This is a genomic window from Rhodobacteraceae bacterium S2214 (genome assembly GCA_025141675.1).
In the GTDB taxonomy this organism is placed as follows: Bacteria; Pseudomonadota; Alphaproteobacteria; order Rhodobacterales; family Rhodobacteraceae; genus Yoonia.
The window spans coordinates 660,274-683,968 of record CP081161.1; the positions used below are offsets into that span (position 1 = coordinate 660,274).

At 56.6% G+C, this 23,695-nt stretch carries 23 protein-coding genes; 13 read left to right on the forward strand and 10 right to left on the reverse strand.

Translation table 11 applies throughout. The features are described from left to right. Positions 1-52: 52 nt before the first annotated feature. Both K3729_03180 and K3729_03185 read left to right on the forward strand, forming a co-directional pair. Complete coding sequence (locus K3729_03180) at positions 53-1,510, forward strand: efflux RND transporter periplasmic adaptor subunit (GenBank protein UWQ99817.1); 1,458 nt, start codon at positions 53-55, stop codon at positions 1,508-1,510. A gap of 3 nt (positions 1,511-1,513) precedes the next feature. Beyond that, the gene (locus tag K3729_03185) at positions 1,514-4,909 is read left to right on the forward strand and encodes an efflux RND transporter permease subunit (protein ID UWQ99818.1); all 3,396 of its coding nucleotides are present in this window, start codon (positions 1,514-1,516) and stop codon (positions 4,907-4,909) included. On the opposite strand, the gene K3729_03190 is transcribed toward K3729_03185, so the two are convergent. Continuing rightward, the gene (locus K3729_03190; GenBank protein UWQ99819.1) at positions 4,906-5,718 is read right to left on the reverse strand and encodes a hypothetical protein; all 813 of its coding nucleotides are present in this window, start codon (positions 5,716-5,718) and stop codon (positions 4,906-4,908) included. The genes K3729_03185 and K3729_03190 overlap by 4 nt on opposite strands. Positions 5,719-5,825: 107 nt before the next feature. On the opposite strand from K3729_03190, the gene K3729_03195 reads away from it, so the two are divergent. After that, entirely contained in the window at positions 5,826-6,389 is a 564-nt protein-coding gene (locus tag K3729_03195) for a YqgE/AlgH family protein (protein UWR00919.1), read from the forward strand. On the opposite strand, the gene K3729_03200 is transcribed toward K3729_03195, so the two are convergent. Together K3729_03200 and K3729_03205 are read right to left on the reverse strand one after the other, a co-directional pair. Beyond that, the gene (locus K3729_03200) at positions 6,386-6,985 is read right to left on the reverse strand and encodes a hypothetical protein (GenBank protein ID UWQ99820.1); all 600 of its coding nucleotides are present in this window, start codon (positions 6,983-6,985) and stop codon (positions 6,386-6,388) included. The genes K3729_03195 and K3729_03200 overlap by 4 nt on opposite strands. A gap of 78 nt (positions 6,986-7,063) precedes the next feature. Then, positions 7,064-7,561 (reverse strand): TlpA family protein disulfide reductase, encoded by a 498-nt coding sequence (locus K3729_03205; protein ID UWR00920.1) that lies wholly within the window; start codon positions 7,559-7,561, stop codon positions 7,064-7,066. A 75-nt stretch (positions 7,562-7,636) separates the two neighbouring features. On the opposite strand from K3729_03205, the gene argH reads away from it, so the two are divergent. From argH to K3729_03225, 4 genes are read left to right on the forward strand one after another with little or no spacing between them, the layout of a single operon-like run. Next, positions 7,637-9,025, forward strand: coding sequence for an argininosuccinate lyase (gene argH, locus K3729_03210; protein UWQ99821.1), 1,389 nt, complete (start codon positions 7,637-7,639; stop codon positions 9,023-9,025). Continuing rightward, positions 9,022-9,210 carry a hypothetical protein gene (locus tag K3729_03215; protein UWQ99822.1) on the forward strand — a complete coding sequence of 63 codons (189 nt, stop codon included), beginning with the start codon at positions 9,022-9,024 and terminating at the stop codon, positions 9,208-9,210. The genes argH and K3729_03215 overlap by 4 nt, the downstream gene beginning before the upstream one ends. 3 nt (positions 9,211-9,213) lie before the next feature. Further along, positions 9,214-9,354 (forward strand): hypothetical protein, encoded by a 141-nt coding sequence (locus K3729_03220; GenBank protein ID UWQ99823.1) that lies wholly within the window; start codon positions 9,214-9,216, stop codon positions 9,352-9,354. A 2-nt stretch (positions 9,355-9,356) separates the two neighbouring features. Then, positions 9,357-9,665, forward strand: coding sequence for a DUF2834 domain-containing protein (locus K3729_03225; GenBank protein UWQ99824.1), 309 nt, complete (start codon positions 9,357-9,359; stop codon positions 9,663-9,665). Here the strand turns inward: K3729_03225 and K3729_03230 are convergent. Continuing rightward, positions 9,662-10,501, reverse strand: a complete 840-nt coding sequence (locus K3729_03230; GenBank protein UWQ99825.1) for a sulfotransferase domain-containing protein — start codon at positions 10,499-10,501, stop codon at positions 9,662-9,664. The two genes, K3729_03225 and K3729_03230, sit on opposite strands and share 4 nt — an antisense overlap. 208 nt (positions 10,502-10,709) lie before the next feature. Here K3729_03230 and lysA point away from each other — a divergent pair, with 208 nt between their 5' ends. Then, a complete protein-coding gene (gene lysA / locus K3729_03235) occupies positions 10,710-11,975 on the forward strand; it encodes a diaminopimelate decarboxylase (protein ID UWQ99826.1) in 1,266 nt (421 codons plus the stop codon). 68 nt (positions 11,976-12,043) lie between these two features. Next, entirely contained in the window at positions 12,044-14,683 is a 2,640-nt protein-coding gene (locus tag K3729_03240; protein UWQ99827.1) for a DUF4175 domain-containing protein, read from the forward strand. Positions 14,684-14,692: 9 nt separating this feature from the next. Here K3729_03240 and K3729_03245 read toward each other — a convergent pair whose 3' ends face one another. Further along, positions 14,693-15,556, reverse strand: a complete 864-nt coding sequence (locus tag K3729_03245; GenBank protein UWQ99828.1) for a zinc-ribbon domain-containing protein — start codon at positions 15,554-15,556, stop codon at positions 14,693-14,695. Between the two features lie 170 nt (positions 15,557-15,726). Here K3729_03245 and K3729_03250 point away from each other — a divergent pair, with 170 nt between their 5' ends. The 4 genes from K3729_03250 to K3729_03265 are packed head-to-tail and all read left to right on the forward strand — an operon-like array spanning position 15,727 to position 18,632. Further along, complete coding sequence (locus K3729_03250) at positions 15,727-16,398, forward strand: ATP-binding cassette domain-containing protein (GenBank protein ID UWQ99829.1); 672 nt, start codon at positions 15,727-15,729, stop codon at positions 16,396-16,398. Further along, positions 16,395-17,297 (forward strand): cell division protein FtsX, encoded by a 903-nt coding sequence (locus tag K3729_03255; protein UWQ99830.1) that lies wholly within the window; start codon positions 16,395-16,397, stop codon positions 17,295-17,297. The genes K3729_03250 and K3729_03255 overlap by 4 nt, the downstream gene beginning before the upstream one ends. Continuing rightward, positions 17,294-18,034: a 1-acyl-sn-glycerol-3-phosphate acyltransferase gene (locus K3729_03260; GenBank protein UWQ99831.1), complete on the forward strand. Its 741-nt coding sequence runs from the start codon at positions 17,294-17,296 to the stop codon at positions 18,032-18,034. Before K3729_03255 ends, K3729_03260 begins: the two co-directional genes overlap by 4 nt. Further along, positions 17,997-18,632, forward strand: a complete 636-nt coding sequence (locus tag K3729_03265; protein ID UWQ99832.1) for a pyridoxamine 5'-phosphate oxidase family protein — start codon at positions 17,997-17,999, stop codon at positions 18,630-18,632. The genes K3729_03260 and K3729_03265 overlap by 38 nt, the downstream gene beginning before the upstream one ends. A gap of 1 nt (position 18,633) precedes the next feature. Here K3729_03265 and K3729_03270 read toward each other — a convergent pair whose 3' ends face one another. From K3729_03270 to sseA, 5 genes are all read right to left on the reverse strand, one after another. Continuing rightward, the gene (locus K3729_03270; protein UWQ99833.1) at positions 18,634-19,314 is read right to left on the reverse strand and encodes a M50 family metallopeptidase; all 681 of its coding nucleotides are present in this window, start codon (positions 19,312-19,314) and stop codon (positions 18,634-18,636) included. Between the two features lie 3 nt (positions 19,315-19,317). Then, on the reverse strand, positions 19,318-20,280 hold the full coding sequence (locus K3729_03275) for an acetyl-CoA carboxylase carboxyltransferase subunit alpha (protein UWQ99834.1): 963 nt from the start codon (positions 20,278-20,280) through the stop codon (positions 19,318-19,320). 124 nt (positions 20,281-20,404) lie between these two features. Beyond that, a complete protein-coding gene (locus tag K3729_03280; protein ID UWQ99835.1) occupies positions 20,405-21,361 on the reverse strand; it encodes an L-malyl-CoA/beta-methylmalyl-CoA lyase in 957 nt (318 codons plus the stop codon). Between the two features lie 199 nt (positions 21,362-21,560). Continuing rightward, positions 21,561-22,745 (reverse strand): aspartate/tyrosine/aromatic aminotransferase, encoded by a 1,185-nt coding sequence (locus tag K3729_03285; GenBank protein UWQ99836.1) that lies wholly within the window; start codon positions 22,743-22,745, stop codon positions 21,561-21,563. A 5-nt stretch (positions 22,746-22,750) separates the two neighbouring features. Further along, positions 22,751-23,599 (reverse strand): 3-mercaptopyruvate sulfurtransferase, encoded by an 849-nt coding sequence (gene sseA / locus K3729_03290; GenBank protein ID UWQ99837.1) that lies wholly within the window; start codon positions 23,597-23,599, stop codon positions 22,751-22,753. Positions 23,600-23,695 lie beyond the last annotated feature (96 nt).

Here is a 23,695-nt window from a genome sequence, read left to right on the forward strand (position 1 = left end):
TGAATGATCCGTCTGCGGGGCGCGGGCGTATTGATTTCAGGAGTATACAAACATGCGATTTTTACGTCGAAGCCTTGTTGGCATCTTCCTGTTGTCTGTCACCTTGGCGTTGATGGCGTGGGCCGGAAACATGGTGCGTGGGGCTGTCACGGAACGGATGGCACAAGAACCGCGTAGTTTTCCGCAACGCGAACGGGTCTTTGCAGTCAATGTGGTGACGTTAGAACCGCAGACAATCGCGCCCATTATGACTGTCTTTGGTGAACTGCAAAGCCAGCGTAGTCTTGATCTGCGCAGCCCTGTTGGGGGGACCGTGCTGGAAGCAGACGTAAACCTGACCGAAGGCGCGCTGGTGAAGGCAGGGCAGGTAATTGCCCAGATCGATCCGTTTGAAGCCCAGTCCGCCTTGGACCGTGTGCGCGCGGATTTGCAGGACGCGCAGGCCGAATTGCGCGATGCAGAACGCGGGCTTGCACTGAACGAAGACGAACTTGTCGCGGCGCAATCACAGGCGACATTGCGTGCGGCAGCCCTGACGCGTGCGCGTGATTTGCAGACACGTGGTGTCGGTACGGCAGCCGCAGTCGAAACCGCAGAGCTTGCGGCATCAGCATCAGACGCGGCGGTTCTGTCACGCAGGCAATCAGTGGCGCAGGCCGAGGCACGATTGGACCAAGCGACGACCAGACTTGCACGCGCTCAAATTACCCTTAGCGAAGCAGAACGTACGCTCGCCAATACACGCGTCACGGCTGATTTCGACGGTGCTCTGTCCGACGTTGGCGTTATTCCCGGCGGTCGGATTACTGCAAATGAACGGATTGCCCAACTGATCGACCCTGATGCGCTTGAGGTGTCGTTCAGGGTGTCGACGTCGCAATATGCCCGTTTGTTAGATGGGGCTGGTGATCTGCTAAACGCGCCGATTTCCGTCGGACTTGATGTGTCAGGTGTTGATCTGATCGCGACAGGTCAGATTACACGCGAAAGTGCCGCTGTTGGCGAAGGTCAGACAGGGCGACTTTTGTTTGCGCGTCTTGAAGGATCTGGCGGTTTCCGACCCGGCGATTTCGTAACGGTTCGGATCGAAGAACCCGTGCTGAACCGCGTCGCACAGGTGCCCGCGACGGCCGTCGCAGCTGATGGCACGGTTCTGGTCGTCGGCGAAGAAGACCGTTTGTCGTCAGAGCAGGTCGAACTTTTGCGCAGGCAGGGTGACGACGTGATTATCACCGTGCGCGGTCTTGCAGGTGAAACGATTGTTGCGGAACGGTCGCCTTTGTTGGGCGCGGGGATCAAGGTCGATCCAATCCGGCCCGGTCAAGCGGATGAAGCTCCGGCAGAACCTGAAATGGTCACGCTTGATCCTGAACGCAAGGCAAAGATCGTTGCTTTCGTCGAAGCATCCCGCATGCCCGACGACGCGAAGGCCCGTATTCTATCCCAATTGGACGCTGACGAAATTCCCGTCGCAACAGTGAACCGGATCGAAGGCCGGATGGGGGGCTAGATCATGGCAACGGGTGGCGCGATCTTGACGAAAGGGGCAGGCGGCATCCTGTCATATTTTACACGGCACCGCACGGCGGCGAATTTGCTGCTGGTGTTGATGCTGTCTGCGGGTTTGTTCGCATTCCCCAATATGCGGGCGCAGTTCTTTCCTGACGTTGTCGTCGACGATCTGTCGGTCAATGTCTCGTGGTCGGGTGCCGGCGCAGAAGACGTCGACGCGGCCATCGTGCAGGTTTTGGAACCAGTGTTGTTGGCAGTAGAAGGCGTGTCATCATCGGCAGCCACATCGCAAGAAGGCCGCGCAAGCATCCGGTTAGAGTTTGAACCCGGCTATGACATTGATCGTGCCGCCGAAGATGTGCAGCTCGCTGTCGATAGTACAAATAACCTGCCCACAGATGCGGAAGACCCAGAGATCAGGCGCGGCGGGTGGCGTGACCGCGTGACCAACGTCATGCTCACTGGTCCGGTCGGCGTCGAACAATTGGGCCGTTTTGCGGATGAAATGGTTGTGCGCCTGTTTGCGGAAGGGGTCACAAAGGTCAATATTCGCGGCGTTGCAGCGCCTTCGACAATCGTCGAAGTGCCGTCACTGTCGCTAATCGAATATGACATCGGGTTGTCTGACATCGCAGACCGGATCGGCGAAGAAGCCGCCGCTGATCCTGCGGGTGATGTGTCCAACGCGGCCCGAGTGCGCACAGGTGTGGCAAAACGATCTGCCGATGAAATTGAGGCCATTGTTCTGCGGGCTAATCCTGACGGGTCTAGTCTGACGATCGGCGATGTGGCCAATGTGCGCGTTGAAGGTGTAGACCGTGAACGCGCCTATTACGTGGGAGGAAACCCCGCGATCCAAATCGAAGTCCAGCGTACCGCGCAAGGCGATGCGATTGGTATCCAAGACACTGTTCAAGAAGTCGCGGACGAACTGAAGGCGTCACTGCCACAAGGTGTCGAAATTGATCTCGTGTCCGCGCGGGCAGAGGTGATTCAGGCGCGTCTGGATATCCTGCTGGAAAACGGCCTGATGGGGTTGGCGTTGGTCGTCGGATTATTGTTCTTGTTCTTGAATGCGCGCACCGCGTTTTGGGTCGCGGCGGGTATTCCGGTCGCGATGCTCGCGGCGATTGCGCTGATGTATGTCTCGGGCCTGACGATCAATATGATCTCGCTTTTTGCGCTGATCATCACGCTGGGGATTGTGGTCGATGATGCCATCGTTGTCGGTGAACACGCGGATTTCAGGGCGCGTAATCTGCGCGAACACCCTGTCGAAGCTGCCGAGAATGCAGCGCGGCGCATGTTCAGTCCGGTATTTTCTTCGACGATCACAACCATCATCGCGTTCTTTGGTCTGGTTGTGATCGGTGGACGGTTCGGCGATTTGATCGCGGACATTCCGTTTACCGTAATCGTTGTTTTGGCGGCATCTTTGGTCGAATGTTTCCTCATTCTGCCGAACCACTTGTCGCACGCGATTGCGACGACATCGAAAGAACATTGGTATGATATGCCGTCGCGGATTGTGAACCGCGGGTTTGATGCGGTGAAAGAAAACCTGTTCCGGCCTTTCATGGCGGGTGTCATTTGGGCGCGATACCCTGTTTTTGCGGGCGCGTTGGTGCTGCTGGCGTCGCAGGTGGCTTTGGTCATCACGGGCGACGTGCAATGGCGCTTTTTCTCTGCGCCTGAACAGGGGCAGGTGACAGGTAACTTTGCCATGCTACCGGGGGCCACGCGCGACGATACCTTCGAAATGATGCAGGAAATGCAACGCGCGACCGAAGCGCTGGGCGCGAAATATGAAGATGAACATGGGATCAATCCGCTTGTTTATGTCTTCGCGCAAATCGGTGGCAATTCTGGCCGCGCCCTGTCTGGGGCTGACAGTAAAAGCGCGGATCAACTGGGCGCGATTACGATTGAATTGGTTGACGCGGATAGCCGTCCTTACACGAGCGGCACGTTTGTATCAGAACTGCAAGACAGCGTCCGCCAACATCCTATGGCCGAAACAGTCAGCTTCCGGTCTTGGGGCAGTGGTCCGGGGGGCGATAGCCTTGATATCCAGATGTTTGGGGCAGATGCCGAAACGCTGAAAGCAGCGGCCGAAGCGTTGAAAACCGAACTGCTCCAATTCCCAGAGATTTCTGGTCTCGAAGACACGCTGGCCTACGACAAAGAAGAACTGATCCTTGATCTGACACCGCAAGGACAGGCATTGGGGCTGAACATTGACGGACTTGGCCGTGTTCTGCGTGAAAAACTGGGTGGTATTGAAGCGGCGTCTTATCCTGATGGCACCCGCTCTGCGACGATCCGAGTCGAGCTTCCGGCAGGTGAATTGTCCGCTGATTTTCTGGATCGGACGCAAATCCGAACACCGAGCGGCGTTTATGTGCCATTGTCTGACGTAGTGACAGTCGAAAGCCGGACGGGGTTTTCCACGGTGCGGCGTGAAAACGGTGTATTGCTAATTTCTGTGCTGGGCGACTTGGATGACGAAGACGCCGACCGTGCCGCCCAAGTGCAGCTTTCGATTAACGAAGATATCTTGCCGGGAATCGAGACGCGGTTTGGTGTCGATACGGCGTTGTCGGGTCAAAGCGAACAGGAGCGTGCTTTTGTCGAAGACGCGCGTAATGGGCTGATTTTGGTTCTGGTGGGCATCTATCTGGTGCTTGCTTGGATATTCTCAAGCTGGTCGCGTCCAATTGTCGTGATGTCGGTTATCCCATTTGCATTGATCGGGACGATCTACGGACACAACGCATGGGGCATCCCGATGAGCTTGTTCACGGTCGTCGGCATGTTGGGCATGGTTGGGATCATTATCAACGACAGTATCGTGCTGGTCACGACGATTGATGAATACGCTGCTGATCGCGGTATCTTTCCTGCGATTATTGACGGGACAGCGGACAGATTACGTCCTGTGCTACTGACAACATTGACGACGGTTCTTGGGCTGGCACCACTGCTTTACGAAGGATCGAACCAAGCCGAATTTCTGAAGCCAACCGTTGTGACCTTGGTCTTCGGGCTTGGGTTCGGAATGGTGTTGGTGATGTTCATCATCCCTGCGCTGATGGCTATTCAGGCTGATGTCGGCAAACAAATACGGGCCGCGAAACGTGCGCTGCGTGTCCGCAAATTCGGGGCAACATGGCCTGCGATGTTGGGTGCATGTGTGGCGGTTGGATTGTTTGCAGTCACGTTGGGGCCCGTGATCGTCACGGGTGCTGCGTTGCCTCAAGCCGTCGCGTTCCTGCCAGCACTGTCGGGCGGGTTCGGGGCTGCGTTCGGGATATTCGCAGGCGGTTTGGCCGTCGCGCTGATGGGAATCTACATGATCGCCGGCATTGGGTTGGCGTTGCGGTGGCGCAAGGCCTAACCTTTTGGGCAGCCACGCACGTCAACGGCGTAATCACTGCCAAGGACGGTGATCCGGATCGCTGAACGATCAAGGGCAAAGCTGCTGGATGACGCGTGGATCATATCCACGGTCGCCTGCAATGTATCGCCGTTACGCGTTATGTCGGCCTGCGACACCCAAACTTCCGGATTGCCTGCTTCGACAATGACGGCCTCTGTTTGACCTGCGGGGGGCATCGTTAACGTGGCAGTTACCATCAAGCCGCGTTCCCCCGGGGACACATCACAGGTTGCGGTTTGCACACCGGCATCGCGCGCAGAAACCGGCTGGTTCAGCAACGACGCGGTGATAGCGCCGTCGCGGCGTCCATCAGCGGGAAGCAGGGCATCGAATGGCAGTGAAACGGGCACGCAAATGTCTTCGCACACGCCAATGGTGACTTCGCCAGACATGTGAATGGGCGCATTCGGGTCGATCTGGGTCAATTCGATCGGCAGAACCAGCGTATCGTGATACCCGATTGACTGCATGGCACCTTGTTCAAAGACCTGTGGGACGGGCCAATGAAATTGGGCGGCAGTGATGTTCTGCGATCCTGTCCACGAAAACTGCGGCGGGATGCCTGCGTCACCGGGTGCACGCCAATAGGTTTTCCAGCCGGGCCGCAATGTCACGCGGACACCAGCCATATGCGTACCTGACGGCGTTTGCCATCCAGGGATGACGTCGATTCGGGCAAGATCGTCAAAAGGGCCCGCCATCGCGGGTGAGGCCAGCGTCGCAGCCATCAAACAAGTCGTCTTAAGAATCGCGGTTAGTGTTTTCATAACCTCTACATAGTCAGGAACGGCTGTAATTGAACTCACGTCTTGGCGAGCAAAATTTTGTGTGACTTGTACTACCGGCATAAGCTTGCAAGAATTGGAATATGACTATGCAGCCAACAAATCTTACCGGTAAGCTTTTAATCGCCATGCCCATCATGGGTGATGATCGTTTTGCGAAAAGCGTCGTCTACATTTGCGCCCATTCCGAAGACGGCGCGATGGGTATCATCGTCAATAAACCATCCACGGAAGTCCGGTTTGCGAACCTTCTGGAGCAGCTTGAAATTGAAATGGCACCGACGGCACGAAAGATACGAATCCATCTTGGTGGGCCTGTCGAACAGTCGCGCGGGTTTGTTTTGCATTCCACCGATTACGCGTCCGAAGGCGGCACTATCGAAGTTGACGACAATATCTCGATGACCGCCACTATGGATGTCATTGAAGAAATCGCGCGGGGCGCTGGCCCGACAAGCGCAATGATGGCGCTAGGGTACGCGGGATGGGGACCCGGCCAGTTGGAAGGTGAGATCGGGCAGAATGGGTGGCTGACCTGCGACGCGGATGATGACATCGTGTTTGGTCGCGCCAATGATCACAAATGGACCGCCGCCCTAAAAGGTATGGGCGTCGATCCGTTGATGTTGTCTGAAACGGCTGGGCGGGCCTAGTTTTTCTTCTTTGCCAATGCTTTGAGAAGTACGAACGCGCCAAGCACCAGCGTAAACGCATCAATCGCACCCGGTCCGGACATGCCCGGCGCACCACCTTGCGGCAGGAACGGTTTGGCTTGTTGAATGGTTGCTTGTGTGTTGGTCGGGGCTGCGGTGCCGATGATACCTGTTTCGGAATGCTTTGCCGTCTTTGACCAGTTCTTCAGGGCGGATGAAATGCCTTTCAACGCGCGTGTTTCGGCGTTGTCGCCGCCGTAGAACTGCTTGGACAATTCGTCCAGTTCCGCGATGACCTTGTCCAGAGCATTGGAAATCTGTTTGACGTTGTTCTGCCCACTTTGCAGGCGCTGGTTGGCCTGATGGTCTTTGGGACCACCCGGATTGTGCCGATGAACCATATGGTTGAAGTGGCTTTGCGATTTCATGTCGCGCTGCACAAGCTTGATGGTCTGTTCCCAGCCTTCGATTTTGCTGGCCAACTGGGTATGCGCCAGTTTTCTTGGGTCAGGCGCACCGGGCAGAATTTTGATCGTTTCAGCCCGAATCGTCATGGCTAATTGTTCGAGGCGGATCACTTTTGCTTGGTGCGACATGTAACAAGTCCTTGGTTTAACCGGATTCGGTGGACCGTATCATGCTGATAATGACAGTAAAGCGACAATCAGGGATTGTTACTCCTGCGCCATGATCGCCTCGAGGATGGCAATTGCGCTTTCGCTATTCCAGTGCGCGTCACCTTGAAGTCGCGCGATTTCGCGGCCTTCGGGATCGAGGATAAGGGTCACTGGCAGGCCTAAAACCCCCATGTCGCGGGCCAATGTCGATCTGGGATCTGCGTGTAAAGGCAAATTGTCGACTTCAATTTCGTCAAAGAACCGTTCCATCGCGGGGCGTGGGTTGCGGCCGGTCGCAATAGTGACAACAGAAAATTCGTCGCTGCCAAGCTGGTCTTGCAGGTCTGAAAGTTGCGGCATTTCGGCCCGGCAGGGGGCACACCATGTGGCCCAAAAGTTGACCACCGCGAATTGGCCTTCGTACGCGCCAAAGGTCATTTCGTTTCCGTCTTCACCGACAAATGTTTCATCAGATGCTGGTTTCGGCTCGGAATGGAAGTTCAGCTTGCGCATATCGCCCTCGCGCAGCGCCTCAAATGTGCTGACATCCGCCATGGCGGTATTTGCAAGCAGCCCAAGGGCCGTATAAAGCAAAGCAGATTTCAAATTCAGCACGGGGCATCCTTTCTCATGACCAAATCCGCGAACACAATGTGGGGTGGCCGTTTTGCCGCTGGACCGGACGCCATTATGGAAGCGATCAACGCATCCATCGGGTTCGATCAACGTCTAGCTGCCCAAGACATTGCTGGTTCACGTGCCCATGCCGCCATGTTGGCCGCCACAGGCATCATAACGGATAACGACGCCGAAGCGATCCGTGAAGGCCTGCTCACGGTGTTGTCAGAGATTGAAACCGGAGAATTTCCGTTTTCCACTGCACTCGAAGATATTCACATGAATGTCGAAGCGCGGCTGAAAGATTTGATCGGCGAACCGGCTGGTCGTTTGCACACGGGTCGGTCGCGGAACGATCAGGTTGCCGTCGATTTCCGTCTATGGGTCCGTGACCAATGTGACGCGGCTGATGCAGCACTTGAGACGTTGATGAAGTCGTTGTTGGGCCAAGCCGAAGCGGGCGCCGACTGGGTCATGCCTGGTTTCACGCACCTGCAGGTCGCGCAGCCTGTCACGTGGGGCCACCACATGCTGGCCTATGTCGAAATGTTCGCCCGTGACCGGTCCCGTTTTGCGGATGCACGCAAGCGGATGAATACATCGCCATTGGGGGCTGCTGCTTTGGCCGGAACGTCGTTCCCGATTGATCGTGACATGACGGCGCAGGCGCTTGGGTTTGATCGGCCTATGTCCAATTCGCTGGATGCAACGTCTGACCGTGATTTCGCATTGGAATTCCTTGCTGCGTCTTCGATCACTGCGATGCACTTGTCACGCTTGGCCGAAGAACTGGTGATCTGGTCCTCTGCCCAGTTCCGGTTCGTGAAAATGTCCGACAAATGGTCCACCGGATCGTCGATCATGCCGCAAAAGCGTAACCCTGACGCCGCTGAACTGATCCGTGCCAAGATCGGCCGGATTTTCGGGGCAAATGTTGCGCTGATGACCGTGATGAAAGGTCTGCCGCTGACCTATTCAAAGGACATGCAAGAAGACAAAGAGCAAGTGTTCGACGCCGCTGACAATTTGTTCCTCGCGCTGGCCGCGATGGCAGGTATGGTTGCCGATATGGAAGCCAACGTTCCGTCATTGGAAGCCGCCGCCGCGACGGGGTTCTCCACCGCGACGGATTTGGCCGATTGGCTGGTCCGCGAATTGGGCCTGCCGTTCCGCGATGCGCACCACGTGACAGGATCGCTGGTTGCGATGGCAGAGGCGAAATCTTGCGACCTGCCAGAATTGTCCCTAGCCGACATGCAGTCGGTCCACCAAGATATCACACAATCGGTGTTTGACGTGCTGGGTGTGAAAAACTCTGTCGCGTCGCGCACCAGCTTTGGCGGCACAGCCCCTGCTAACGTACGGGCGCAGGCCGCACGGTGGAAGGACGAATTGGGATGAAAATTGTTGTGCTGATGGTTGTTGCTGTGGGTCTTGCGGGATGCGGGGCCAACGGCGCACCGTTGCGCCCGTCAGGTAGCACAAGCCTTTCGGTCGGGTCTGGCGGCGTGTCGGTCGGCAATTCCCTTGGGCTGTCGAACGGCACCTTTTCGCTTGGAGTGAGCCAAAGCTCTTCGTTGAACTAGGTCATGATCCGCGTCGTCGCTATGTGCCTGATGCTAGCAGGATGTGACGATGCAGCCCTTGTTTTTGACGTCGATAGCGACAGTTTACGTCCTGAGCAGCTGCGCGAACCATTCGGCGGCGATGACCTAAGGCTGGAGTTGTGACGATGCGGATGATTTGGCTGGCACTGGCGATCTGGGGTGCAATCCACCCGATGTATTATTTCATCCAATGGTTTCAGGCGAACGGCTGGGACATCATGGCGATGGTTGATGCATGGCACGCCAACGCGGCCAGTTCGGGTCTTGTTTGGGATTTGACCATTGCGGCGGTAACGCTGACAATCTGGATTATCGTTGAGGTCGTGCAAACCCGTGCGTGGATTCGGCTTGTGGCGATCCCTGCAACATTCTGTATCGGTGTCAGCTGCGGTTTGCCGCTTTACCTTTATTTCCGGTCCGCACACAAAACTTAACTGTAGCCTAGCGCCTTGATGGCATTGCCGTGGTCGCGGGCCACTGTCTTGATTTGATCGGCCGTCAGGATATCGCGCCAAGCCCCTGCAATTCCTTTGCGGAAAAAGCGTGGTTGGTGTTCCGTGTTTTCGGTGAATCCGTCCGCTTTTTCCTGACGTTTCAGTTCCTCGAAACGCGAGTTATTGATCGCACGTGCTAACTTCGCCTTATCCACGGCCACACCGATATGGCGCAGGACGCGGCCGAAAGTTTCGACTGGTGTATCATGCATGTCTTCATAACGAATGACGCGCACGTTGTGGGTCTTGGCACCCGCCCAGCTTTGCACGTGAGACGACCAATCGGATGTGAACTGCAGTGCCGTGCCTTGGGACCCGCCGACGACGGCGTTATGTTCGCGCATCCGCTCAATCGCTTCGTCGATGCTTAATCCGTAGTGGCTGGCGAATGAAATCGCCACATCGCCGGGGTGGCGCGCAACGTAGATGGCACCGCGCGTGTACGGGGCGGGGATCAAAGGCGTACCGTTAATTGTACTGTTGTAATTGTGGGTTTTGACAAGCGCCACCTTCGGTCCGGTGATCGCAGTTCTCAGCAGGAACCTATTGCGCAAAGCGACCGTCTTGGCCGCATCAGCCAGATCGTAATCTCCGCCGTTGGCGCGTTCATAGTGGCGGGCGTCCGCGTCTGCATAGCCAAGCTTGCCGACCGAATTGATCGACAAAGCGTCTTCGCCGCCAAGCAAATAGTTGGCGAGAAAAACACGAAGCCAAGTGTTGCCAGATTTCGGATATGACGCAATCCAAAATAGGGACTGACGGGGCGGCTGTTCCATCGTGGAAACCTTCGGGGCGAAAAATGGGACTTACGAAACATTACGTCGAATATAGCCCCCACTTAATCCTCTCATTTCTGAATGCACCCCCAAGTCGTAAAAATGTGATCAGAACGGCGAATTTTCTCTGACGCGATGAAAGAATAGGCGCTTGGGCTTCACACGGAATCTGGTAATAGACGCGGAATCTGTTTGAAAGGTCGGGCCCATGGATCATTTTCTGTATCGCGATGGACAATTGTTCGCTGAAGACGTTCCAGTCGCTGAAATCGCGGCAAGCGTCGGCACGCCGTTCTACGTATATTCGACCGCGACCCTGACCCGTCACTTCAAATTGTTCGACGATGCGCTGGACGGTTTGGATCATCTGGTTTGTTTTGCCATGAAATCCCTGTCCAATCAGGCGATCATCAAAGTTTTAGCCGATGCTGGCGCTGGCATGGACGTGGTGTCTGGCGGTGAATATTTCCGCGCAAAGGCGGCCGGCGTTCCGGGCGACAAGATCGTTTTTTCCGGTGTTGGCAAAACCGTTGATGAAATGCGCATGGCATTGGAAGGTGGCATTCGCCAGTTCAACGTCGAAAGCGAACCCGAAATGATCGTGCTCGACCGCGTGGCGCAAGAATTGGGTGTTGTGGCCCCGATCACCGTCCGCGTGAACCCTGATGTGGATGCCAAAACCCACGCCAAGATCGCGACTGGCAAATCTGAAAACAAATTCGGCATTCCAATCAGCCGCGCCCGCGAAGTTTATGCGATGGCCGCGAAATTGAAGGGCCTGAAGGTCATCGGGATCGACGTGCACATCGGATCGCAGCTGACTGATCTTGAACCGTTCGAAGCGGCCTACCTGAAGGTTGCGGAACTGACGGAAACACTGCGCGCGGATGGTCACGAAATCACGCGTCTTGATCTGGGCGGTGGTCTGGGTATCCCTTACGCGCGGTCCAACGAGGCCCCGCCGTTGCCGTCCGAATATGGTGAGCTGATTAAACGGACCGTTGGCCACCTAGGTTGCGAGATCGAGATTGAACCGGGTCGTCTGATTTCAGGAAACGCTGGACTGCTCGTGTCGAAGGTCATCTACATCAAAGAAGGTGAAGACCGCCAATTCATGATCATCGATGGCGCAATGAACGATCTGATCCGCCCCGCAATGTACGAAGCCTACCACGACATCGACCCGATCATCGAATCGGTGCCGGGGGCGGAACCTGCGAAATACGATATCGTCGGTCCTGTTTGTGAAAGCGGTGATACCTTTGCCAAAGGTCGCGTGATGACTGAGGTGAAGGCCGACGATCTGATCGCGTTCCGGTCTGCTGGTGCTTACGGCGCCGTGATGGCGTCCGAATATAACTCGCGTCCATTGATCCCCGAAGTTCTGGTGAATGGCGATCAATTTGCGGTTATTCGCGCACGCCCTACCTATGAAGAGATGATTGCACGCGATACGCTTCCAACATGGCTCTGATCCGTTAAGGTAAGGGTCAGATAAAAGGACCCGATACCCTGACACAGCGCCCGACAGCCCCTGACCAAATGCGCCACTTGGCGTTTCCCATCGCTGCGACCCGTCTGGGCATGGTGGCCGAAGGCGTGACACGGGCGTTCTGGCCGTTTTGGTCTGTGCTGTTTGTGTTGATCGCACCGCTGATGTTTGGCTGGCATGATCTTCTGACGCGTCCTTGGATTTGGGGTTTGGGCACCGTCAGTGTCGCGTTCCTGATTGTGGCATTCATTTGGGGCCTGCGTCGGTTCAAAATGCCAGAGCGGGAAGCCGCCGTCGCGCGTGTTGATGCGGCGTTGCCCGGACGGCCTATCGCCGCGATTGCCGATACCCAAGCGATTGGCGCAGGTGATCCCGAATCTGAAGCCGTGTGGAAAGCCCATGTCGCCCGCATGGAAGACCGCACCAAACAGGCAACTTTTGTCGAACCTGATCTGCGCATTTCCGACCGCGACCCTTACGGGCTGCGCTTTATCGCGCTGCTGTTCTTTGTTGTTGCGTTGCTTTTCGGATCGGTACTGCGAGTTGGCACATTGGTCGAACCCACTGGCCAAACGCTTGCCACTGGCCCTGTCTGGGAAGGCTGGGTCGAGCCGCCTGCCTATACGGGCAAGCCTTCGATCTACTTGAACGACATCCCCGAGGGCGTGCTGCGCGTGCCGGAAGGGTCGCAAATCACGATCCGGCTTTACGGCGAAGTGGGCGCATTGACCGTTGCGGAAACTGTATCGGGCACGGTGGCTAACCCAGATGAAGAACCCGAAACACAGCAGCAATTCGTCGCCGTGCAGGATGGTACGCTCGCGGTTGAAGGTGAAAATGGCATCGTTTGGAACCTGCTTTTGGTTGCCGATCAGCCGCCGCTGGTTGAACTAACCGGACCGATTGAATCAGACGCGATGGGCGAGATGTCCCAACCGTTCTTGGGGATGGATGATTACGGTGTCGTGTCCGGCACGGCCACCATCGCGCTTGATCTTGATGCCGTTGATCGGCGTCATGGTTTGGCCGTTGATCCTGATGGATTTGAAACGCTGGTGTTGGACCTGCCGATGCCGTTCACGGGCGACCGAACTGATTTCGAAGAATTCCTCGTTGATGATTTGTCCGAACACCCGCTTGCGAATTTGCCTGTGACCATGACCTTGGAAGTCACAGATGCCGCTGGTCAAACGGCGCAAAGCCCGTCCGAGCCGTTGATCCTGCCCGGTCGCCGGTTTTTCCAGCCATTCGCGAAATCCATCATTGAACAACGCCGCGACCTGATGTGGTCGCGTGATAACGTGTCGCGGATTACGGATGTGATGAAAGCGATTTCACACCGCCCCGAAGGGCTGTTTTCGAACGAGACAACATATCTGCGGATGCGCGCGATCATTCGCCAGCTTGATGGATTCGTGGACGACGGGATCACCGAGGAAGGTCAGGCAGAAGTCGTGACCGCGCTTTGGGATCTCGCCATTCAGCTGGAGGATGGCACACTTGCCGATGCCCGGGAACGACTCGCCCGCGCCCAAGAACGGCTAGCCGAGGCGATGCGCGATGGTGCGTCGGACGAAGAAATCGCAGAGCTGATGCAGGAATTGCGCGAAGCGACTGATCAATACATGCAACTGCTTGCCGAAGAAATGGACCCGAATGAAGACGGGACAGATCAGGCGGATAATTCGGAAAACACTCAAGAATTGTCTGGCGACGAACTGCAGGCAATGATGGACCGCATCCAAGAACTAATGGAAGAAGGCCGCATGGCCGAAGCTGCCGAACTGATGGAACAGCTGAACCAGATGCTTGAGAATATGCGCATCACCCAAGGTGACGGCAGCGGCAATGGCCCGCGCACGCCGGGTCAGCAGGCGATGGAAGACCTAGAAGATACGCTGCGCGAGCAGGAAGAACTGTCTGATGATGCGTTCCGCGAATTGCAGGAACGGTCTAATCCAGAACGCCAGCAGGCCGAAAACGGCCAGCAGCAAGGTCAGCAACCCGGTCAACAGCAACCGCAAGGTGGTGAGCAGGGACAGCAACAGGGCCAACAAGGTCAGTCGCAGAACCAGCCGGGTCAAGATGGTCAGCAAGGATCAGGTCAAGGTGTCGGTGAGGACAGCCAAGGTGGCGGTCAAGATGATCAGGGTTCTGGTGGCGAAGGTTCAGGTGCCGAAGACGGGCGGTCGCTGGCAGAACGGCAGCAGGCCCTGCGCGATGAACTGGAACGTCAGCGTGGTGCGCTGCCGTCGCTTGATGGTGAGGCTGGCGAAATCGCAGAGAATTCGTTGAACCGTGCCGAACGCGCGATGGAAGGTGCGGAAGACGCATTGGGTCAAGGCAACCTTGCCGAAGCGATTGATCGCCAAGCTGAAGCGCTAGATGCGTTGCGTAACGGGATGCGGTCACTCAGCCGTGCATTGGCCGAAAACCAATCCGAAGAACCGGGTCAAGGCGAACAGGACGGTGGGGCGACCCAACGTGCGGAACAATCCCAGCGTGACCCGCTAGGCCGCGAAATGGGATCAGAGGGCGGTCAGTTCGGAACAGACGAAGGCATGTTGCAGGGCGGTGATGTTTATCGCCGCGCCGAAGAACTGCTTGATGAATTGCGTCGTCGCAGTGCCGATCAGGAACGGCCGGAAATCGAACGCGATTACCTGCGCCGCCTTCTCGACCGTTTCTGATATAGGGCGCTATTCGGTGGCGATTGCCGTCAACATGGCCTGCACGTTGTCGTCCAACCAAATGCGGGCAACATCGACAGCATCCACGTAGCTTTGCAATGCGCCAGCAAGCGCTGGAACAGCCGCGGCGATCCGGTCCGCCTGCACGTAGATCAGCACAAGCACCATGATAATTAGCAAAACCGAGATGAAACCGCGCCGGAAACTTTTGCGGTTGGCTTCTGCGGCTAGGGCTGGAACTGCTGTTCCGTCTTCGGCGCGTTCCGCATCCGAACGCAGGCTCGAATTGATTTCTTCGATATCAGGCAGCAAATCACGACGGGATGCATGGGCGGCAGCAGCGGCACTTGCTGCTGTGCTTGCCGTTTTGGCAGCTGCCGCATCTTGATCTTCGGCCGTTGGTGCGACGTCCGACGTCGGTTCCGGGGCTTTGATCGGCGCAGGTGCTGGATCGCTGAGGCCAAGATCAGACTGGCTTTCCATGCTCACCGCGGATTCGGATTTACGCTGTGCGGCTTCAAGTGCAGCTTCTTCACGCAAGATATCCGCAACCGACGGATCCACAGGTTTGCGGTTCTTTGGTGGTTGCGGTGCAGGCGCCAGATTGTCGTCGTCAGACACATCTTTGAAAGCATCATCAATGGATCCACTGAACTTGTCAGCATCTGCCGCTGGGCGTTCTGCCGCTGGGCGTTCAGGCGCGGGTGGTGGCGTGATCTTCCGTGGTTCCGGTGGTGTGTCATTCGCCGACGCACCTGGTGTTTCAAACCACGTGTGCTGACAATTTGAACATTGCACGTCCCGGCCACCGCTGGGAATTGCGTCATCGGCAACCGCGTATTGGGCGCCACAATTTGGGCAAATTAGCCGCATGGATGTTTTCCTTCTGCCAACAAACGGCAGTTAGACTTGTGAGTGTTAACCAACAATTATCAATCACAGCGCGAAAGGCCAATGATTTGCAACGAAGTTGGACGCGAATTGATTGAAACCTGTTGCAGTTTTGGGCAATACACATCCCAACCGGGAAAAGGAAAGTTCGTGTGATTGCACTTGATAACGTTGCCTACCACTATGGCGGGGCAAAACTTTTCTCTCAATTGACCCTGACGTTGGAACCCGGTTCTTTTCATTTTCTGACCGGTCCGTCTGGGGCGGGGAAGACCACTTTGCTCAAACTGTGCTACGGCGCACTGCAAGCCACTGAAGGCGAAGTTCGCGTTTTTGACACGCCAGCCACTGCGTTGGATCGCGATCAGGTTGCAATGATCCGTCGGCGTATCGGGGTGGTTCATCAGAACTGCGAATTCCTGGATCACTTGTCGATTGCAGAAAACATCGCCTTGCCGCTGACCGTATCCGACAGGCTTGATCTGATGGAAAACCTGACGGATCTGCTTGGCTGGGTTGGTTTGACAAAGCAAATGGATCAGTTGCCGCCGGAACTGTCCGGGGGCGAACGTCAGCGGGCTGCTTTGGCCCGTGCAGTGATTATGTCACCGGATGTGATCATCGCAGATGAACCCACAGGCAATGTTGATTGGGAAATGTCGCAGCGGTTGCTAACGTTGTTGGTTGAGCTGAACCGGATGGGTAAAACAGTTCTGATTGCGACCCACGACCTGAACCTGATCCGGACTGCTAAGTCGCAGGTTGCCGCACGCGTGTTACGTTTGAAGGATGGCCAGTTGCTGCAGGCGGGGGCAGAACTATGAACACGTTGCGCAAGATTTTCGAACTGCTCGTTGGTGACGCCCAAGCAGACCGGACGGTGCCACCCACAGGGTTCACCGCGCGTTTGACTGTCTTCACGGCAGGCGCAATGGCGTTTCTGGCCGTGTTCGCATTGGCGTTGTCCTTGGCCACAGGTCGTCTGGCGGATCGGTGGGGGGCAGAACTGGCCCGCACATCGACATTGCGTATTTCCGCACCAGAAGATCAGGCCGCCGCCCAACTACAAGCCGCGATTACCGTGCTTGAAACCACCCCCGGCGTGGGGTCCGCGCGCGCATTGACGTCCGAAGAACAAGAAGCGTTGCTAGAGCCATGGTTCGGCCCCGGCTTGCCGCTGGACACATTGCCGATCCCGCAACTGGTCGAGATTATCGAAGACGGCGACGGATATGACGCGACCGGGCTACGGGCACGTTTGCAGGCCGAAGTACCGGGTGCCGTATTGGACGACCACACGCGCTGGCGCGAACCACTGATTGAAGCCGCCTCGCGTCTCCGTAGTCTCGGTTGGGTCGCGATCCTGCTGATCGGGGCATCCATGGTCGCTTTGATCACCTTGGCGGCACAAGCGGCCTTGGCAGCCAACGCTCAGGTAATCCGGGTAATGCGGCTGGTAGGCGCAAAAGATACCTATATCGCCCGTGCATTTGTGCGGCGCTTCACCCTGCGTGGGCTTGGCGGGGCCGCGATTGGCACGCTATTGGGTCTGGGTGCAGTCTTGTTGTTGCCAAGCGCTGATGCCGCGGGCGGTTTTCTGACTGGTCTTGGCTTTCAGGGCATCCAGTGGATATTTCCACTAGTGATCCCACTTGTCGGCGGCATATCCGCCTTTATTGCGACGCGTATGGCCGCCTTGCGCATGTTGAAGGAACAATCATGAGTTACGCTATCCAATGGGTCCGTTCCCTTGTGTTTAACCTCAGCATGTATGTGGTGATGGCTGTCATCGGTATCCTGTGGGCACCGTTTGTCTTGTTTTCGTCGCGGGCGGCGGTTTATGCCTGCCACCTGTACTGCCACACAATCATCTGGATGGCGGGGTGGATGATCGGCCTAAAGATCGAATACCGAGGCACGCCACCAACGCACGAGACGATGATCGCAGCGAAGCACCAGTCGTTTCTGGATGTTCTCGCGATCTATGGGGCGGTGCCGCGTGGCAAATTCATCATGAAACGCATCCTGATGTATGCGCCGATCTTGGGTTGGTTCGGCCTGCGTGTCGGCTGTATTCCGGTTGATCGCGGCAAACGGGGTGCTGCAATCATCAAAATGCTCGCTGATGTGAAAGCCGGTGCAGCACAGCCCGGGCAGTTGATCATTTACCCACAAGGTACGCGCGTCGCACCCGGTGTGGATGCGAAATACAAGACAGGGACAGGCGCATTGTACCGTCAACTTGGTCAGTCTTGCGTGCCAGTAGCGCTGAACATCGGTGTGTTCTGGCCAAAGCGTGGCATTTACCGCAAACCGGGCACAGCAGTGGTTGAATTTCTTGAGGAAATCAAACCGGGTCTGCCGCAAAAGGAATTCATGGAGCTGATCGAAACACGCATCGAAGCCGCGTCAAACCGTCTGAATGCCGAAGCAGGATTTGTTCCAATTGAAAAAGCCTGATCAAATCGCCGATATTGCATCGCTCGAAGCGTTGTATGGCACGCCGGCCAGGGCGTCAGTGATCAAGGTCACGGATCATCTGATCCCAACCTATGCGGCTTGGATTGAACGATCTCGGTTCTGTATCCTTAGCACTGTGGGTGATGCGGGCACGGACGCATCGCCGCGCGGGGATGATGGCCCTGTTGTCCGGATCGCGGATGCGAAAACGCTGTTGATGCCGGACTGGCGCGGCAATAATCGTATGGACAGCCTGCGCAATATTGTCAGTGACGGACGTGTCAGCCTGATGTTCATGGTCCCGGGATCAAACAATGTGATCCGCGTGAACGGAACGGCGATTGTGACGGCTGATCCTGATGTTTTGGACGGTTTTTCAGACAAGGGGCGCAAACCGCGGTCCGTAATCGTGATCACCATTGCCGAAGTGTATAGCCAATGCGCCCGCGCCCTAATGCGGGCCAAGACATGGACATCGGGCGATGAAAGCGCGGGTTTACCAACGGTAGGCGATATGTTGGCAGAGGTTGAAGCGGGCTTTGACGGCGCTGCCTATGATGCGGAATGGGAACCGCGTGCAGCAAAGACGATGTGGTAATCTAGCTGGTCTTCCCGAATGTGATGTTCGACGCAGGACCAAGGCCGCGCCACAGGCTAACCCCGATCACGACAAGACTGATCACCAACCAAATACCGCCCCACATGACCGTTGCCCCGCCAAATTCCTCGGCGAGCATCCGTGCGTCTGACCGCAGATTCGACCGTTGGATCGTGTCGCTGAAAATGTCGTAGGGCACGTAGATCATACTCGTCAGGCCGATCACCCGCAGGATCAGATCATTGACGTCATGGGGCAGGAACCGCGCAGTGGCGAGCATGGCCGCCCCCGTACCGACGCAAAACAGGATCGCGAAACCGTCGCGGATATAAAGCGCGGTCACCAGCAACATCAATGCACCAAACAGGCCCATGATGATCCGGTCCGCGTGTGACCTTGTCGCCGCGATCAGCAGGGCCAGCCCGATCAGTAACGACCCCAGATAACCCGCTGTCAGTGTGAGGAACCGGTTGCCGCCGCGTGACCAAACAGCCCCGCCTTGATCAGCAGAAATGGTAAGGCTCAGCACATCACCGCCCGTGAAAACAGTCATCGCCGCATGAGAAAGTTCATGCAGGAACACGATCAGAATCTTCAACGGTATGATGACAGGCGTGGGCCACAACGCGAACACAAGGCCGATCAGGACGATCAGCTGCCAATGTCCGCGCAGGGCTTGCATGACTTAGGCAGCCAACCCTTTAGAGCCAAGGTTGAGATATTTCTGACGGCGCGCTTTGCGCACTTCTTCGGCCGGAAGTTTGGCCAGATCATCGACCATCGCGATCAACGCGGATTGAACGGACGCGATAGCATCTTCGCTGGCACGATGTGCGCCACCTTTGGGTTCGGCGATGATCATATCACAGACGCCCATTTCGTGCAGGTTTTGGGCGGTCAGGCGCAATGCCTCGGCCGCTTCATTCGCTTTGCCAGCATCTTTCCAGAGGATGGATGCACAGCCTTCGGGGCTGATCACGGAATAGATGGAATGTTCCAACATCGCGACTTTGTTCGCCGTGGCAAAAGCAACAGCGCCACCTGACCCGCCTTCACCAATCACAACGGAAATCAGCGGAACGGACAGGTCGAGGCATTTCTCGGTAGACCGCGCAATTGCTTCGGATTGACCACGTTCTTCGGCGCCTTTGCCCGGATATGCACCGGGTGTGTCGACAAGGGTGATGACAGGCAAACCGAAACGGTCGGCCATATCCATCAGGCGGATCGCTTTGCGATATCCTTCGGGGCGGGCCATGCCGAAGTTGCGTTCAATGCGGGATTTGGTGTCGTTGCCTTTTTCATGGCCAATTACCATTACGGGACGCCCATCCAGACGAGCAATGCCGCCCATGACGGCGTGATCGTCGGCAAAGTTCCGGTCACCAGCCAGCGGCGTGTATTCGGTGAAAATGGCGTCGATGTAGTCTTGGCAATGCGGGCGTTCAGGATGACGCGCCACTTGGCATTTCCGCCAAGGTGTCAGGTTTGCATAAAGCTGGTCGAGCAGATCAACGGCTTTTTGATCAAGCTGTGCCGCTTCTTTTTCAACATCGGCTTCCGGATTTTCGCGGGCCATGGCGCGTAGTTCGTTAGCTTTGCCTTCGATCTCGGCCAGTGGTTTTTCAAACTCAAGATATTGGGTCATGACGCGCCTTATGTTTCGTTGCGTCAGATATAGGGTGTGATGTGGGGGAGTTGCAATGGTTTGAGCGCGGGTTGGCAGGGAGACGTGCGGCTGCGCCGACACCCCTCCCGCCATCCCGTAGGTATTAGCCTGCGATCAGTTCGGATTGCGCGACGATCACTTCGGCCTGTTTGATGGAGGCGATGTCGACAAGACGACCTTTATAGACGGTTGCCCCTTCTCCCCGTGCTGTTGCGTCCTTCATTGCCGCGAGGATTTCGCGTGCTTCGGCAACGGCTTCATCTGATGGTGTGAACACTTCGTTCGCCAACGCGATTTGCTTCGGATGGATCGCCCATTTGCCGACCATACCCAATGTCGCGGATCGTTTTGCTTGGGCACGGAAGCCATCGTCGTCAGAAAAGTCGCCGAACGGCCCATCCACAGGCAGGATGCCATGGGTCCGGCAGGCTGCTACAATAGCGGCTTGTGCCCAGTGCCAAGGGTCTGAGAAATGACGGTTTTCACCGTGCTGCATGTAGTAGTTTTCTTGCGTTCCACCGATGCCGGTTGTTTGCATACCCATGGACGCGGCAAAATCTGCAGCACCAAGGCTCATCGCCTGCAAGCGCGGGGAAGACGCCGCGATTTCTTCGACATGCGCGATGCCGGCTGCGGATTCGATGATGACTTCAAGTGACACTTGTTTCGTCCGGCCTTTGGCCCGTTCAATCGCGGTAATCAGGGCGTCGACGGCATAGATATCGGCCGCGCATCCAACCTTTGGGATCATGATCTGGTCGATGCGGTCGCCAGCCTGTTCGAGCAGGTCTACGACGTCGCGATACCAATACGGCGTGTCGAGTGAATTGATCCGCACGGACAGGTATTTCGTGTTCCAGTCGATCGTATTGATCGCTTCGATGATATTGGCGCGCGCGGCGTCTTTGTCAGACGGGGACACGGAATCTTCGAGGTCGAGGTTGATGACGTCTGCGTCGGACGCCGCCATTTTCGGGAATAGTTTCGTATTCGATCCCGGCCCAAAAAGCTGGCAGCGGTTCGGGCGTGCAGGGGCCGTTGGTTGCAGGCGGAATGACATGCGTGATCCTTTGAGCAGTAAAGTTTCGTTTTGAGTTGCTCAATGGGTAGAATGTTGCGCATCGGTTGGCAAGGCGCATTTTGCGACCGCAGCATTCTGACGCTGCGATGCAGTGTCATTTGGACCCTAGATGCCTCCGGCGGTGATAATTGCGGCCAAAAGAAAAGGGGCGGTACCGTTATGGCCCGCCCCGATTGTCTTAGATGCCTGCGTCGACAATCGCCTTGGCGAGTATCGGGACCGTTTTTTCGTTCAGACCCGCGATGTTCATGCGGCTATCGCCAACCATGTAGATGCCGTGATCGGCCCGCAGTTTTTCAACCAGTTCAGGTGTGGTGCCAAGGCGCGAGAACATACCGCGGTGATCCGCAAGAAAGCTGAAGCGATCCGAATTCGTCAGGCGTTTCAGTTCATCGGCCAGCTGTTGACGCAGAGCCAGCATGCCATTGCGGGTTTCTTCCAGTTCCGCTTCCCAATCGGCCCGTAGGTCTGGGTCGTTCAGAATAGTTGTCACAACGCGTGCGCCGTGATCTGGCGGGAAGGAATAGTTCTGGCGGTTCAAGAACTGCAATGTTTGCTGGGTCAGCGGCTGCGCGTCGGCAGTCGCAGAAATCGCCATTAGGATGCCAGTCCGTTCGCGGTAGATGCCGAAGTTTTTCGAACAAGACGCCGCAATCAGCACCTCATCAAAGGAAGACGCAATTTTGCGTGTTGCTGCCGCGTCATCGTCCAGACCGTCGCCGAAACCTTGGTAGGCGATATCGACCATCGGGATCGCACCGCGTGATTTGAGCAAGGTGATGACCTGCTCCAATTGATCCGCCGTCAGGTTTGCGCCAGTTGGATTGTGGCAGCAGCCGTGAATCAGCACGACATCGCCAGCAGGCACTGTGCCGAGGTCTTCGAGAAGGCCTGCGAAATCAACGCCGCGTGTATCGTTGTCGAAATACCGGTATTCTGACATCTTCATACCGAGGTATTTGATGATCGACGGATGGTTTGGCCAAGTTGGGTTCGACAGCCAAACAGTTGCATCAGGGGCTGCCATTTTGATCAGCTCTAGCGCCTGGCGAATGGCGCCAGTGCCGCCAGGTGTTGCGACGGCAGCGATCCGGTCGCGGGCAACGGCGTCGCCCAGCACGAGGTCGATCATCGCGTTGCCAAATTCTGGATCACCAGCAAGGCCTGTGTAGGCTTTAGATGACTGGTCTTCCAAAATCCGCTTTTCGGCAGCTTTCACGGCGCGCATGACAGGCGTGTTGCCTGATGCGTCTTTGTAAACGCCGACGCCAAGGTCAACTTTGGTGTCGCGCGGGTCGGCCTTGTAGGCGGCCATCAAGGCAAGGATTTTATCGGCAGGTTGGGCTTTAAGTGCTTCAAGCATTGTATTTATCCGGTTTGTATCGGGAGATCGGCGTACATGCCCCATTCGGACCATGAGCCGTCGTAAAGTGCGTGATCGGTTTTGCCGATCCGTTCGAGAGCCAGCGCCAGTACGGCGGCTGTCACACCTGAGCCACATGTAGTGATCACAGGCTTCGTCAGGTCAGCCTCTGCCGTATGAAAGACGGCACGGATGCCGTCAGGGTCTTTCATCGTGCCGTCGGTGTTCAACAGCGTCGTAAAGGGAACGTTCACCGATCCCGGAATATGGCCTTTGCGCATACCTTCGCGGGGCTCGTCTGCCTCGCCACGGAAACGGTCGGCGCTGCGTGCGTCGATGATCGTGTAGTCGCCCAGCTTTGCGGCGCGGGCCACTTGGGTCACGTCCTTCACCATTTCGTTGCGCGGGGTCACGGTCATGTGGCGATCGCGGATCGTTGGTTTGTCCTTGGTGATCGGGTGTCCTGCTGCCAGCCATTGGGGCAGGCCGCCGTCTAGTACGGCGATGTTCTTTTGCCCCATCAAGCGGAACAACCACCACACGCGAGCCGCCGAAAACAGGCCAAGCGCGTCGTAGACCACAACCTGATGGCCGTCACCCACACCCATTGCCCGCATGCGGGACATGAACTTTTCAACCGGCGGGACCATATGTGGCAATTCAGACCGCAGATCGGCGATTTCGTCGATGTCGAAGAACCGCGCACCGGGAATGTGACCTGCGGCGTATTCGGCTTTTGCGTCGCGTTCCATGCCAGGCAGGAACCACGTGGCGTCGAAAATACGCAGATCGGAATCTTTGAGATGTGCCGCAAGCCAGTCGGCGCTGACAAGAGTTTGTGGGTCGTCGGTCATGATAGGGCCTCCGCAAAGATCGAGGCCGTGATTATAGGGACAGGCGTGTACTGACAAGCAAACATTGGCCCAAAACGAAAAAGGGCGCCCCAATGG